This window comes from Halorubrum sp. Ea1, from assembly GCF_002252965.1.
GTDB lineage: Archaea > Halobacteriota > Halobacteria > Halobacteriales > Haloferacaceae > Halorubrum.
Genome location: NZ_NHPG01000096.1, coordinates 22,516 through 36,725, shown reverse-complemented (window position 1 = coordinate 36,725; position 14,210 = coordinate 22,516). Strand labels below are relative to the sequence as shown.

The 14,210-nt window shown below is 67.9% G+C and carries 11 protein-coding genes; 3 read left to right on the top strand and 8 right to left on the bottom strand.

Going from position 1 to position 14,210, the window contains the following annotated elements; translation table 11 throughout:
• Both DJ73_RS11715 and DJ73_RS11710 read right to left on the bottom strand, forming a co-directional pair.
• Positions 1–1,023: amidohydrolase (locus DJ73_RS11715; protein WP_094558038.1), on the bottom strand; the 1,023-nt coding region annotated here is incomplete at its 3' end.
• 172 nt (positions 1,024–1,195) lie between these two features.
• Complete coding sequence (locus DJ73_RS11710; protein WP_094558037.1) at positions 1,196–2,179, bottom strand: ornithine cyclodeaminase family protein; 984 nt, start codon at positions 2,177–2,179, stop codon at positions 1,196–1,198.
• Between the two features lie 141 nt (positions 2,180–2,320).
• Between DJ73_RS11710 and DJ73_RS11705 the strand changes: the two genes are divergently transcribed.
• Positions 2,321–3,487, top strand: a complete 1,167-nt coding sequence (locus DJ73_RS11705; RefSeq protein ID WP_094558036.1) for an FAD-binding oxidoreductase — start codon at positions 2,321–2,323, stop codon at positions 3,485–3,487.
• Between the two features lie 77 nt (positions 3,488–3,564).
• Here the strand turns inward: DJ73_RS11705 and DJ73_RS11700 are convergent, their stop codons facing one another.
• On the bottom strand, positions 3,565–4,587 hold the full coding sequence (locus DJ73_RS11700) for an NADP-dependent oxidoreductase (RefSeq protein ID WP_094558035.1): 1,023 nt from the start codon (positions 4,585–4,587) through the stop codon (positions 3,565–3,567).
• A 125-nt stretch (positions 4,588–4,712) separates the two neighbouring features.
• Between DJ73_RS11700 and DJ73_RS11695 the strand changes: the two genes are divergently transcribed.
• On the top strand, positions 4,713–5,981 hold the full coding sequence (locus DJ73_RS11695; RefSeq protein WP_094558034.1) for an amidohydrolase: 1,269 nt from the start codon (positions 4,713–4,715) through the stop codon (positions 5,979–5,981).
• A gap of 293 nt (positions 5,982–6,274) precedes the next feature.
• Here the strand turns inward: DJ73_RS11695 and DJ73_RS11690 are convergent, their stop codons facing one another.
• The 3 genes from DJ73_RS11690 to DJ73_RS11680 all read right to left on the bottom strand — a co-directional run bounded on the left by DJ73_RS11690 (position 6,275) and on the right by DJ73_RS11680 (position 11,560).
• On the bottom strand, positions 6,275–7,402 hold the full coding sequence (locus DJ73_RS11690) for a CapA family protein (protein WP_094558033.1): 1,128 nt from the start codon (positions 7,400–7,402) through the stop codon (positions 6,275–6,277).
• A 66-nt stretch (positions 7,403–7,468) separates the two neighbouring features.
• A complete protein-coding gene (locus DJ73_RS11685; RefSeq protein ID WP_094558032.1) occupies positions 7,469–8,413 on the bottom strand; it encodes a DUF368 domain-containing protein in 945 nt (314 codons plus the stop codon).
• Between the two features lie 6 nt (positions 8,414–8,419).
• Positions 8,420–11,560, bottom strand: coding sequence for an oligosaccharyl transferase, archaeosortase A system-associated (locus tag DJ73_RS11680; protein ID WP_094558031.1), 3,141 nt, complete (start codon positions 11,558–11,560; stop codon positions 8,420–8,422).
• 98 nt (positions 11,561–11,658) lie between these two features.
• Here DJ73_RS11680 and aglG point away from each other — a divergent pair, with 98 nt between their 5' ends.
• Entirely contained in the window at positions 11,659–12,597 is a 939-nt protein-coding gene (aglG, locus tag DJ73_RS11675) for a glucosyl-dolichyl phosphate glucuronosyltransferase (protein ID WP_094558030.1), read from the top strand.
• On the opposite strand, the gene DJ73_RS11670 is transcribed toward aglG, so the two are convergent.
• The gene (locus tag DJ73_RS11670) at positions 12,587–13,495 is read right to left on the bottom strand and encodes a glycosyltransferase family 2 protein (protein ID WP_094558029.1); all 909 of its coding nucleotides are present in this window, start codon (positions 13,493–13,495) and stop codon (positions 12,587–12,589) included. The genes aglG and DJ73_RS11670 overlap by 11 nt on opposite strands.
• 292 nt (positions 13,496–13,787) lie before the next feature.
• Positions 13,788–14,093, bottom strand: a complete 306-nt coding sequence (locus DJ73_RS19810) for a hypothetical protein (RefSeq protein WP_141212952.1) — start codon at positions 14,091–14,093, stop codon at positions 13,788–13,790.
• Between the last annotated feature and the right edge of the window lie 117 nt (positions 14,094–14,210).

The following is a 14,210-nucleotide window of genomic DNA, read 5'->3' as shown; positions in this document are numbered from 1 at the left end:
CTCCCGGAGCGCCGGGTGGCTGTCGACGCACGGCGACTCGCTGATCACGCGCGGGGCGACGTCGCAGTCGTGGAGCTCGGCAGCGGCGTAGAGGATCCGCTCGAGCTCGGTGCGCGCGTACGTCATCAGCGCGGTCGTCTCGCCGCGGACCTCCGCCTCGATGGTCACTTCCTCGGCGATGACGTTGCTCGCGGAGCCGCCCTCGATCTTGCCGACGTTCACCCGCGTCGCCCCGTCGCGGTGGCGCGGGATCCCGTACGCGTTCTGGATCGCGGCCGCGGCGGCCTGCATGGCGTTCGCCCCCTCGTTCGGCGCCTTCCCCGCGTGGGCGCTCGCTCCCTCGAAGGTGGCCGTCAGGTGCGCCATCGCCAGGGGGCTCTCCACGCCGGCGACGATCTCGCCGGTCGGGTGGCCGAGCCCGACGTGGAGCGCGAACAGGTAGTCGACGTCGTCGAGGTGGCCGCTCTCGGCCATCGCCTTCCCGCCCCCGGAAATCTCCTCGGCCGGCTGGAAGAACACTTTGAGCGTCCCCTCGAACGCGCTCTCTCTGATCGCCTCGATCGTTCCGAGCGCAATCGCGAGGTGCGCGTCGTGACCGCAGGCGTGCATGTAGCCGTCGTGTTCGGACCGGAACCCCTCCGCCGTCGGCCGGTGGTCGGGGTCCTCGGACTCGTGGATCGAGATCCCGTCGAGGTCGACGCGCAGGCCGATACACGGCCCCTCGCCCTGCGAGAGCGTCGCGACGACGCCGGTGTGGCCGCCAGCGGTGCGCTCGAGGAGGTCCTCGCTCACCCCCGCATCACGGGCGCGGTCGAGCCACGGGCGTATCTCGTCGTCGTCGGGGACGGCCATCCGCGCGTCGGTCGCGAGGGCGTCGCGGCCGACGGCGACCTCGTCGACGCCGATCCGTTCGAGCTCCGCGACGACGCGCGCGGTCGTCCGGAACTCGCGCCACCCCGGCTCCGGGTGGCGATGGAACGCCCGTCGGAGGTCGCTCAGTCTCGCTCGCGCGTCGTGGGACATCTGTTCGGGGCGAAAGCGGTCAGGCTACTTAAGAATAGTCGATACCTCATCTCTCCGGTCGCCGTCGACGACGTCCGCCGCGAGGGTCGGTCCGCGTCGCCCGCGGCCGACATCGCCCGCGGTTTCGGCCGAGCCGTCGGTCGTCCGCGTCGGCGAGCCGGCGTCGACCGGGCTACAGTTCGACCTCGGTGCCGTCGCCCGCCTCGACCGCCCGCCGGTAGACCGCCTCGCCCGCCGCGGCGTCCAGCGTCGCGGACCCGACGCTCACGACCGCCAACACCCCGTCGGGCGACTCCCTGACGTACCCGTCCGCGAGGGGGACGCCGAGTTCGACCAGGTCGTCGACGTCGAGGTCGCTCGCGAGGAGGTCGCCGGTCTCGGCGGCCTCGTCGGGCACGTCGGCGAACACCCGCTCGGCGCGGTCGAGCACGCGGGGATCGAGCTCCTGCGTCTCCGCCGTGAACGCGCCGACCGCGACGACGAGGGCCCCCGCGTCGAGCGCGTCGGGCGGGAAGACGGGCTCGGTCGCGGTCGTCGCGGTCACGACCACGTCGGCGCCCGCGACGGCCTCGCCGGGCGTGTCGACCGCGCGCGCCGGGATCCCCTCGCCGCGCAGGTCCGCCGCGCACGCCTCCCGCGAGTCGCTCGGCGAGTGGACCCGAACGTCCGACAGCTTCGCGACGGTCGCGATGGCGCGCGTCTGCCAGCGCGCCTGTGCGCCCGCGCCCACGACGCCGAGAGTGAGCCCCTCGCCGTCGGGCTCCGGAGCCAACGCCCGGACCGAGACCGCCCCGATACAGCCGGTTCGGGCGTTCGTGATCGCCGTCCCCGCGATGAACGCCTTCGGGAGACCCGTTCGGGCCTCCGTGAGCACGATCTGCGCGTTGATCGTCGGGAGCCCGCGCTCCGCGTTCCCCTCGTGGACGCCGACGAGCTTCGTCGCGTAGTGGTCCGCCCCGTGGACGTACGCCGGCATCGCGATGCCGGTTCCGAGGGGGTCGTCGCCGTCGAGCCCCGCGCCGACCGGGAAATGCGGCCGGTGCGGTCGTTCGACCTCGCCGGCGGCCTGCTTGACTAACGCGTCGTCCACCACGTCGACGAGCGACGCCAGGTCGAGGCGGCGGTCGACCGCCTCCGCGGAGAGTGCGAGCACCATGCCCGGGTCGTCGCTCCGCGGCGACTTAGCCCGTTCGTCGGGCGATCCGTTCGGGCCGGCTCGCTCTCCGAACCGCGGCGGGGTCGCGAAGGGAGCCGCTCGGCGTCGGAGGTTTATGATCTCGGGGCGCGATCGGGGGGTATGGACACGCTTGTCGTCGGCGGGGGCGTCGTCGGGCTCTCGGCCGCGTACGCGTTGGCCGACCGCGGCGCGGACGTGACCCTCGTCGAGAAGGGGTCGCTCGGGAACGCCAGCACCGCCCGCTCGGCCGGCGGGATCCGGTCGCAGTTCTCTTCGCGCGTGAACGTCGAGCTCTCGCTCGCCAGCAAGGAGGTGTGGGACGCCTTCGAGGAGCGGTTCGGCGTCGACATCGGACTGCGGAAGACCGGCTACCTGCTCCTGGCTCGGACGGAGAGGGTCGCGGAGCGGTTCCGCGCGAACGTCGACACGCAGCGTGCGCTCGGCGCCGAAAGCGAACTGCTCACGCCCGCGGAAGCGACCGACCGCTGCCCGGGCCTCGACCCGGAGCCGTTCGTCGCGGCCGCGTACAACCCCGACGACGGGTTCGCCGACCCGAACCTCGCCGTCCAGGGGTACACCGCGGCCGCCCGCGAACGGGGGGTCGACGTTCGGACGAAGACGGCGGTCACGGGCCTCCACCGCGAGGGCGACCGCGTCGTCGGCGCTGACCTCCGCGCGGTCGGCGCGACGGACTCCGAGCGCCGCGAGGTCGACCGCGTCGTCAACGCCGCGGGCGCGTGGGCCGCGACGGTCGGCGCGATGGCCGGCGTCGACCTCCCGATCTCGCCTCGGCGCCGACAGATCGCCGTCGTCGACCCCGCGCCGCCGGTCCCCGAGTCGGTCCCGCTGACGATCGACCTCGAGACGGGCTCGTACTTCCGCCCCGAGCGGGACGGGGCGGCGCTCGTCGGGGGCCACTTCGACGAGGCGGACCCCGCTCGAGACCCCGACGACTACGACGAGGGGATGGACGTCGAGTGGGCGGCGCGCGCGGTCGAGCGCGCCGCCGACTACGCCGAGTACTTCGGCCCCGACACGCGGATCAGGCGCGGCTGGGCCGGTCTGTACGCGGTCACACCCGATCACCACCCGATCGTCGAGGAGACGCTCCCCGGCCTCGTGACCGTCGCCGGGTTCTCCGGCCACGGCTTCCAACACGCGCCCGCCGCGGGCCGGATCGCCGCCGACCTCGCCGTCGACGGAGACACGGACCTCCTCGACGTCTCGCCGCTGTCGCTGGACCGGTTCGAGCGCGGAGAGACGCTCAGCGAGCGACACGTCGCCTGAACGGTCGCGGCGCGGCTTGGAGAGCAGGAGGGAGCGGGAGAGCGAGGGGGACGTATCGTGCGTGAAACCGACCCCGCCTACTCCCCGTCCGGCGACGACACCCGCACGACCTGCTTACCGATGTTGTCGCCGGCGAACAGCCCGAGGAAGGCGTCCGGAGCGTTCTCCAGGCCGTCGACGACCGTCTCGCGGTGCGTCAACTCGCCGCTCGCGACCCACCGTCCGAGCCGCTCGCTGGCCTCGCCGAACCGGGTCGCGAAGTCGCTCACGAGCAGCCCCTCGACCCGCGCCCGGACCGGGATCAGCTGGGGGAGCTTCCGCGGGCCCGTCGGGATCTCCTCGTCGTTGTAGTGGGCGATCTGCCCGCAGACGGCGACGCGCGCGTCGAGGTTCAGCTGCGTGAACACGGCGTCCGTGATGGGCCCGCCGACGTTGTCGAAGTAGACGTCGACGCCGTCCGGCGCGGCCGACTCCAGCGCGTCGCGGTAGTCGTCGGTCGTCTCGTAGTTGATCGCCGCGTCGAAGCCGAGGTCGTCGGTGAGCCAGTCGGTCTTCTCGTCGCTGCCGGCGAAGCCGACGACGCGGCAGCCGGTTCGCTTCGCGATCTGGCCGACGACCGAGCCGACCGCGCCCGCGGCGCCGGAGACGACGACCGTGTCGCCGGGCTTCGGCTCGCCGACCTCCAGGAGCCCGAAGTAGGCGGTCCGCCCCGGCATCCCGAGGGCGCCGAGGTAGGTCTCGGGGTCGGCGACCGCGGGGTCGACCGGGGCGACGTCGGCCGCGTCGAGCGCCGCGTAGTCGGCCCACCGCCCCTCGCCCGTCACGAGGTCGCCCGCGTCGTACGCGTCGTGCGCGCTCTCGACGACCTCGCCGACGACGCCGCCTCTGAGCGGGTCGCCGACCGCCCACGGCTCCGCGTACGATTCGGCGTCGCGCATCCGACCGCGCATGTACGGGTCCACGGAGAGGTAGCGCGTGCGGACGAGGAGCTCGCCCGGCGCGGGGGAGGGGACGTCGGTCTCCCGCAGTTCGAAACAGTCCTCGTCGGGCTCGCCGGTCGGTCGCTCGGCGAGCACCCACTCGCGGTTGGTGTCCGTCACGGTCGGCGTTGACCCCTGCGCCCCAATAGGGTTTGGACGCCAGCAGGGCACGGGGCCGAATCGGGGGCGACGGCGACCCAGCTTCGCCGGGTGATTTTTTCCGACGGCCCGCGAGGGTGACGGGTATGGACGCGTTGCACTCGTTCGAGGGGCAGACGCTGCGAGCGATCAGACGAGACCTCCACCGCCACGCCGAGGCGGGCTGGAAGGAGTTCCGGACCTCCGCGCTGCTGGCGGCCGAACTCGACGGCCTGGGGTACGACGTGCTCGTCGGCGAGGACACCGTCGCACCGGACGAGCGGATGGGCGTGCCGCCGGTCGACGAGGTCGCCGCGGCCAAGGAGCGCGCTCGGGAGGCCGGCGCGCCGGCGGCGTACCTCGACGCGATGGGCGACGTCACCGGGGTCATCGCGACGCGGGAGTTCGGCGACGGCCCGACGATCGGACTGCGGACCGACATCGACGCGCTCGAACGACAGGAGGCGATGGACGACGACCACCGCCCGGCCGCGGAGGGGTTCGCGAGCGTCCACCCCGGCGAGATGCACGCCTGCGGCCACGACGCGCACGCCGCGATCGGCGTCGGCGTGGCCCGGGCGTTCGCCGAGAGCGGGTTCGACGGCACGCTGAAGTTCTTCTTCCAGTCGGCCGAGGAGGGCGGGCGCGGCGGCAAGCCGATGGCCGAGAGCGGCCACCTCGACGACGTCGACCGCCTGCTCGCCGTCCACGTCGGGCTCGACGAGCCGACGGGGACGGTCGTCTCGAGCTACGACGCCCCGCTGTCGAACGCGAAGGTCGACGTGACGTTCTCCGGGGAGCCGGCCCACGCGGGCGGCGAGCCGCACGCCGGGCGGAACGCGCTGCAGGCGGCGACCGCGGCGATCGGGAACCTCTACGGGATCGCGCGCCACGGCGACGGCGCGACGCGGGTCAACGTGGGCAGGGTGAGCGCGGACAACGCCCAGAACGTGGTCTGCGAGGAGGCGACGATGCGGGTCGAGGTGCGCGGCGAGACCCACGACCTCAACGAGTACATGCTCGGGCGGGCTCGCGAGGTCGTCGACGGCGCGGCGACGATGCACGACGTCGACGTCGAGACGAGCCTCTACGGGAAGACCACGACCTTCCGCAACGACGACGCGGTGGTCGACGTGGTCGAGGCCGCGGCGGAGGCGACGCCGAGCGTCGACCGGATCATCGAGAAGGAGTTCGGCGGCAGCGAGGACGCCTCCTACCTCATTCGCCGCGTGCAGGACCAGGGTGGGACCGCCACGTACCTCGGCGTCGGCGCGAGCAATCCCTCGGGCCACCACACGGCGTACTTCGACGTCGACGAGGACGCGATCGACGTCGGCGTCGACGTGATCGTCGACGCGATCGGTCGGCTGGCCTGACGTATCCCGCTCGGGGACCTGAAGTATCCAGCCCGGGGGCCTGACGTATCCCGCTCGGGGGCCTGACACGGTGGCGTCCGCTAGGCGTCCGCCTGACGGACGCGCCGAGGCGGGACGCTCAGGTCGAGTCCGTCGACAGCACGAACAACGTGTACGCGCCGCCGAGCACCAGTATCGCGATCAGGAGGACCGGCATGATCGTTTCCAGCTGCGTCGCGCTCAGACCGAACATATCCCCGCTAGCGGCCAGGCGCATTTCAAGCTATCCACCGGGTGAGCGTCGTCGCCCTGGTTCATCCCTCGCCCAACGGGATCGAGAGGCCGCCGGCCACGCGCTGGACGTCGGTCCCGAACGGTGCGGAGCGCTCCGCGACGGTCTCCCGGACCCACTCGGCGACGTCGGGGTCCGCGAGCGTCGCCGCCTCGTCGACGATCGCGGTCGGCTCGACGAACAGCTCGTCGAGGTCGCCGTCGCGGACGACCAGCTCGAACACCGCGCTGCGCTTGTTGTGAACCCCCTGCCGGTCGACGTAGTCGACGTAGTCGTCGACGAAGTCGCCCGCGTCGTAGACGATCGGCCGTCCCCGATACACCTCGACGCCCTGGAGGACGTGCGCGCTGTGGCCGTGGACGACGTCGACGCCCCGATCGACGAGCCAGCGCCCGAACCGCTCGTGGACCCGCCGCGGTTCGGTCTCCCAGTTCGCGCCCCAGTGCAGGGAGGCGACGACGAGGTCCGGGTCGTGCGAGCGGGCGCCGTCGAGGACTCCCTCGACGAGCGAGCGCGTCGCGGGGACCGAGGGGTCGAGCGTCGCGAAGGCGGTGCCCGGCCCGTCTCGGGTCGCGGCGAACGCCTCGGACTGGTCGGTGAGGCCGAACGCCGCGACCGTGAGGTCGCCCGCCTCGAACACCGCGGGCTCGAGCGCCGCCCCGAGATCGGTCCCGGCGCCGGCGCGGGCGATCCCCGCGTCGCCGAGGTGGGCTCGCGTGTCGCGGAGCGCGGGCTCGCGGAAGTCGAGGATATGGTTGTTCGCGAGCGAGACGAACGAGGCGCCGGCGGCCTCCAGCGCCGGGATCGCGAAGTCCGGGGCCGACCGGAAGTAGTACACCTTGTCGGGCCACCGCGTGCCGCGCTCGGAGACGCAACACTCCAGGTTGGCGACGAGCCCGTCGAGCTCCGCGAGGCGCGGCAGCGTCGGCCCCCAGACCCCCGCGGGGTCGTCGTCGGCCCACCGCTCGTTCACGCTGCGCCCGAGCATGAGGTCGCCGACGAGCCCGAGCCGCGCGTCGACGTCGGCGGCGTTCGGGTCCTCGCGTCCCCCGGCCTCGTCGTTACGTCCGCCCGACGGGGACGCGACGCAGCCGGCGACGCCCGCCAGTCCGGCGACGCCCGACGCCAGCAGGGTTCGACGGGTTCGCATCGCTCGCGGCTTCGGCCGGCGTCGATTTCAAGCCACCGAGTGCGCACCGGCCGCGTCCGGTCGCGGTCAGTACTCGATCGCCGCGGAGTACCGGTCGAGTACGAACACGAACGCCGCGCCGACGAGCGCCGCGAGCGCGAACCGCGGCGCCGCCCCCTGCCACGACTCCCCGCTCTCGGCGAGTCGAGTCGAGACCTCGAGGAGCGGCGCCCGGAGCGCGCCGACCACGAGGCTCACGAGGAACGCGAGCGTGGCGGCCCGAGCGCGGGCGAGCGCGTACCTGACCGTGTGCGCGATGGTGAACAGCCCGACGACCCCGCCGAGGAGAAACGTCAGGACCGGCGGGAGCGTCTCGACGAGCGCGTCGCTCCCGCTCCCGGTCAGGAACGCGGCGAGCCCGTCGACGGCTCGGCTCACGGTCCCCGACATGTACTCGTACTGGCCGAGCACGATCAGGAGGAGCGACCCCGAGATCCCCGGGAGCACCATCGCGCTGACCGCGACCGCGCCGGCGACGAAGACGAGCGGCAGCGAGCTGCCGAGGCCGGTCGAGGCGACGCCCGAGGCGAGAAACGCGAGCAGGAAGCCCGCGACCGCCGCCGCCTTTCGTCGTGACGTGTCGAGCGTGACGCCCCGGATCAACACCGCCGCGCTCGCCGCGATCAGTCCGAAGAAGAAGCCGTACGTCGCGACCGGTCGCGTCGAGAGGAGATAGTTGACGCCGCTCAGCACGGTGACGACGGCCGTGCCGATCCCCGCGCCGAGCACGAGCAGGAAGGCGCCGTCGATCTCGTGGAACGCGGCGCGGGCGTCCGGGATATTGGCGGGGCGGACGCCGGCGAGCACGCGTCGAATCCGCGACGGGTCGACCGCCGTCACGGCCGCGATCAGGCGCTCGTAGATGCCGACGATGAGCGCGATGGTGCCGCCGGAGACGCCCGGGACCGCGTCGGCGCTCCCCATCGCGACGCCCTTCAGGTACAGCGTCGCCCACTCTCGAAGGCCGGCCATCGCTGGTTACGGGCTCGCGCCGATGCCGACGGTCGCCTCGGCGGCAGCGTCCGCCCCGATCGGCGTCGCGGGCGCGACCGTCGCGCTCTCGTTGCTCGATCCGTCGCCGCCGTCGGAGCCGCTCCCGTCGACCGGACAGTCGGGGTCGCCGCTCGGGCAGTCGATTATCTCCTCTTCGAGCTCGACCGTCGCCGCGGCGTCGTCCGCGCCGACGACCTGCCCCTCGGTCACCTCGACCTGCCCGACGCGCTGGGTGGTGTACAGGTCGTCGCCGGTCGTCTGCGCGGTGGTGACGGTGTACGCGCCGGTCGCGCGGACGCTGGTGTTCGTGTAGCCGTTCTCCGGGCCGAACTCGTCGTAGCCGGTCGTCGAGTACGGCACCGTGAACGCGAACTCGCCGTTCGAATCGGCCTCGGCGTACTGCGTGTACTCGAACGTCTGTCCCGTGGACTTCTCCAGTTCGACGGTCGCCTCGACCTCCTGACCGGGCTCGGCGCCCGACCCCTCGATCGTCGCGCCGGGCACTCGCTCGAACGTCTTCACGTAGTCGTCCTGGAACGCCGCGAGGAAGGACTCACCGAGGATATCCTCGACGCTCGTTCCCTCGGGGACGAGCTGCTGGAGGACGCGGACCTGCAGCGCCGAGGGCGACTGGCCCCGCGCCTGCGAGGCGTGGACGAGTCGGTGGTGTTCGAGCGCGGCGACGCGCTCGGAGGGGAGGTCGCCGACGCCGCCGATCTGCGCGCTACCGTCCTGCTCGACGTACTCGCGCGCCGCGGTCATGTTGTCGAACTGCCGCACCGTGGTCGTCGGATCGGCCGGGAGCGTGTTCACCTCGACCTGCTCGCCGCTCTGCGTCTGGGCGGTCCGCGTCTCCCAGTCGACGACGACCGGCTCGGGGTCGACCGCGCTGCCGTAGTGCTCGTACAGGCGGATCATCTGGCTCTCGTGGTAGCGCTGCGTGTTCACCTGCATCACCGTGCTGAAGCCGCCCTGCTCGGTCTGCTGGTAGAGCACGCGGTTGAAGTCGGAGCGCGTCTCGTTGCCCGAGTAGAACGTGACCGGCGCGCCGAACTTGGAGTTCGGCGACGCCATCTGCCAGTCGACCATCACGTAGCGGGTGTTCGCGCCCTCCTCGCTCTGACTGGCGAGGACCTCTCTGGACGCTTCCTCACTCGGCGCGAGGAGATAATCCGCCGCCTCGCCCGCGTTCTGCTGGAACGGGTTCGCGTTCGGGATGCGCTCCGCGCGGGTGGTGATCCAGTGGCCGTAGTCCCACCACGACTGCACGCCGTACGCGCCCTCCGGGTAGTCGAAGTCGCCGTCGGCCGGGCGCTCGTAGGTGCCGTACAGCTCCATGGGGTTGTCCGCGCCCTCGAGCTCGCCCGGCGTGGGCGTCTCGTCGTTCATCCACTGGAGGCTGCCGTCCCACTGCGTGACGCCGCCGGGACCGGTGTTCGCGCCGGCGGCCCAGACGGGCGTCGCCATCGCGACGAGCGGGACGATCAGGACGACGACGAGCGCGATCGCCGTCATCGCCTGCCACCCCTCGATATCGCGGACGTCGTCGAGCGAGCGGAGGCTGATCGCGTCGAGCGCGACCTGCAGGAAGTACGCCGCGCCGACCGCGACGATCACCGCGAGGTAGTAGTTGAAGCGGGTCTGCGTGAACGCGGCGCTCCCGATGAACGCCGCCCACACGACGAAGTACAGCTCCTCGGTGTCGTACTCGACGAGGAACGTCGCGCCGACGAGGAACACCGCCGCGATGACGAGTCCGACCACCTGCCAGTCGAGCCCGATGACATCGCCGATGGCGCCGTAGAGCTGGGGGACCGCGTAGACGGAGCCGATCACGGCGAGCGCGGCGGGGATGTAGAGGGTGTGGTTGGGGTCGTCGGAGCGGTAGAGGGGACGCGCGATGATGTAAAGAATGGCGGCGAGTGCGAGGAAGAAGGCGAAGCCGTACTGGGAGAGGACGAAGTCGGAGAAGGCGGCTTCCTGAAGTGGCGGTTGCCCCTCACCGATGGTGCGGAGGTTAGCGCTTGCGCTGAAGCCGACGAAGTTCAGGAGATTGCCGGTGATCGTTCGCCAGAGAGAGGGAAGCGCCAGCCAGACGAGGCCCGCGGACGCGAGGATAAGCCCGCCGACGGCCGGCGGGTAGGTGTCGACCTCGAGTCCGCGCGACTCCCACTGACGGGCGAGCCACGCGAGGAAGACTGCGCCGAGGGCGACGCCCAGCGGTAGAATTACCTGCGTGAGTGAGTAGGCGGTGACGCCGAACGAGAAGTTGTCGAGCGGGATCACCTGCATCAGGCCGGCGACGCCCATCGCGACGGCACCCGCAAAGGCGATCGGTTCGGGCGTGGTACCGTGGTACACGCCGCTGGTGATCTTGATCGCGAGGAAGACACCAGTGAAGCCGACCATGAGGACGCCGGGCTGCCACGTCCACATGTAGAGGCCGAGCGCGATGCCCGCGGCCGCGGCGTACGCGGTCGGTCGTTTGAGAGCGTCCCAGTCACGGTCAACGACGAGTTCCCAAACGGGCGCCTCGCGCTCGGCGACCGCGAAGGCGACGAGGAACGCGAGGACGGCGAGGCTCTGGAAGAGGACCTCGGCCGCGCTGTGGTCGGGGAAGCCGACGAGACTGTAGGTGAAGAAGGTACCCGGCAGGAGCGCGAGGACGACGACGGCGGCGACCGCGGCGAACCGGTCGACGAATCGCCGTGCGATGAAGTAGGTCGGGATCGCGACGAGTGCACCTGCTATGGGAGCCATGATGAGCATGACTTCCTCCGTGCTCCCCATAATCGGGCGGGCGATCCAGACGCTGACTACCATGATGTGGTCCCACAGTGTCCCGAACTGCCCGGCTGACCGGCCGACGGGGAAGCCGGTCCAGACGTCGAAGGGGAGGGTGTTTGGCCAGTTCTCGAGGAGGTAGCTCGTCTCGCGGAAGTGGTACCACGCGTCGTTGCCGCGGAAGTACACTTCGCCGTTTTGGATGAAATTCCCGTACGATCGAAGACGAGTCCACAGCATGAAGGCCACGGCCACGAGGAGGAGCGGGACGTGGTACCACCGTTGGAGGGCGTCGAGGGGGGACCCCTCGTCGTCCCCGGCGGTGTCGGTTTGCTCGCTCATTACACGATGGAACTCCCAAAACCTCCATAAGACTTGTTATATACCGCTCGGCGGCGGGTTCAGAATTCTTATTGATCCAGGGAGAAAAGTTGGCGACAATGAAGGTCTCCGTCGTCATCTGCACGTACACGATGGATCGCTACGACGTCTCCACGGAGGCCGTCGAGAGCGCGCTCGCACAGACGTACGACCCCATCGAAATCGTGCTCGTGATCGACGGCAACCCCGAGGTGTACGAGCGGGCGGTCGAGGACTTCGGCGACTATGAGAACATTGTTATCTTCGACAACGAGGAGAATCAAGGAATCTCCTACAGTCGGACGCGTGGAGCGGAGCTGGCGTCGGGCGAAATCGTTGCGTTCATCGACGACGATGGAGTGGCGGAAGAAGACTGGATCAGCAGCCTCGTGGATGTGTACGAAGAAACGGACGCGATCGCAGTCGGAGGCGACGTGCGTCCAAACTGGCAGGGTAAACGGCCGGAATTCTTTCCTGAGGAGTTCTACTGGCTTGTCGGTTGTGTCGAACCTGGATTCGCTGATGATGGCGAGGAAGTCCGGAATACGTATGGGTCAAATATTTCGTACAGGCGTGCCGCGTTTCTCGAAGTTGGTGGGTATGATCCAAACACAGGCCGAAAGGGTGACAAGCATTTACAGGCTCACGAAGCCCCCGTTGGAATCCGTCTTATGAAGGAGTTTGGACAGGGGATGGTGTACACTGAGAACGCAGTTGTGCATCATACCCTGTTTGAATACCGCGGGGAGTTTGGATGGTTGGTGTCACGATCATTCTGGCAGGGGTACTCTAAGCGTGTGATGGACTTGCTGTATCCAGACGCCCCCGACGCTAAAGGAGATTATCTAAAATGGTTAGTGACGGATCGCGTACCGCGGCGGCTAAACGGGTTGGCTCAGTCACCGTCAACAGCTGCGGTGAAGCAGCTCGTAGCAATCGGCGTGTTCACACTAACAGTTGGGTTGGGATACTTGTACGCGATGGTAACGCCAGACCTTGTAGAAAAGGCTAATTCGTAGCTGCCGGGGTGTCCTCCCGGTCCTCGCCAAAAAGGAACTCGTAATAGTAGCCTATGCCTCTAAACGTGAGCATCACGAAGGAGAGAAACGCGAAGACAAGTCGCATGCCGACTGATTGAGACTCGTTCTCCTCGTTCGCATGACTTTGTCCGTTCGGCGATGGTGGGATACCGGGATGGCCGTAGCGATGTGGGTAGTAACGCTGCTTCTGGCAGAACCCTCGACCAACGCGGACATTCTTTTTTGCAAGGGATCTGAAGGTGACTCGAGCTGGATGATGAACAGTTGCATCTGCAGAGTAGCCCTGTTTGTACCCAGCCTCGTGGACGCGCTCCCCAAATTCCCGATCACCACCAGAGATCAAGCGAGCGTCGAAAGGGCCGATATTATCAAAAACTTCGCGTCTGACCAGTAGAGCGCACGTCGGAGCATACTGTTCCTGCTCAAGATACTGTTTCACCGGAAAGCCTGTGTGTGCGTTATATCGTCCAATGAGCGTCTCCTCAGAAGCTGTTAGTTCAACTTTACAGCCGAGATAGTCAACTCCTTGCTCGTTCATGGCTTCGACGGCAGTCTCAAGCCAGTCTTCATCCACGGTCTCATCAGCATCAAGAAAGGCTAATATGTCTGTTTGAGCGTGTTTGATGCCCTTGTTGCGAGCAGCGTAAGAGCCCTGTATGCGATCTTCAACGAGGAGATGGATGGTGTCGTTCCTTTTTGCGTATCTATGAATTACCCCGCGGGTGTCGTCCGTAGACCCGTTATCAACGGCAAGCACTTCGTATCCGATTAGAGTCTGTTGACTAAGACTCTGAAGCGTATTACTAACTCCAACCGAATCATTGTATACCGGAACTATACAGGATACAGAGTTCGTAGTGGCAGACTCGCTGTTCATTTATGATAGCAAACGGGCGGAAACAGTATAATAGATTTCATGCACACTGAGAAAAAGCTTTTCCACTCAGTGTTCCCCTCATCCGACTTCACTCAACAGGGTCCCCCCAAGTTGGGATCGTAGGTTCGTTGTGCTTCTACCCGATCCGGTGTCTAGCGGCGTGAATGGAAATTTTTCCGAAATTCCGTCCACTGGGCTCTGTTGAAATCCTTCTCAGTTGATACTATGGCACCCTCAATCGCTCAGTACAGAGATTTTATAACACATAATAACGAACTGCATTTTAACGGCCTCAATAATTGGTTGGGGCTATGGGAGCGTCTGAGCCCATCGTTCCCACTAGCCTGGCTCCGTTGAATTCTTCAATGAGTGACATATTCTGACCCTTGACCCTGTTCCACATCGTGTCGAAATCCCTGCCTCTCTTAACGACGTTCTCGTCTCTGTCCCAATTGACTACTTCCCTTGTCTCCAATTCCCGAAGGGAGAGTTCGGAAAACCAGAGACGAAGCTTTGCAACAGCTTCGTCGGCAGATGGTGAGTGTTCTCGCGATGGTGTGGGTAACGCCATTATGCATAAGTAGAGCTTTTCGCGCATCAACCCCCCGTTTTGAATTATAATTAACTCAGTGAATCTTCACTAACTGTGTTCTCTGTGCACCCGTCACCTAACGACTGTTTCAGACGATAATGTGTCTGAAGAAGAGTAATTCAA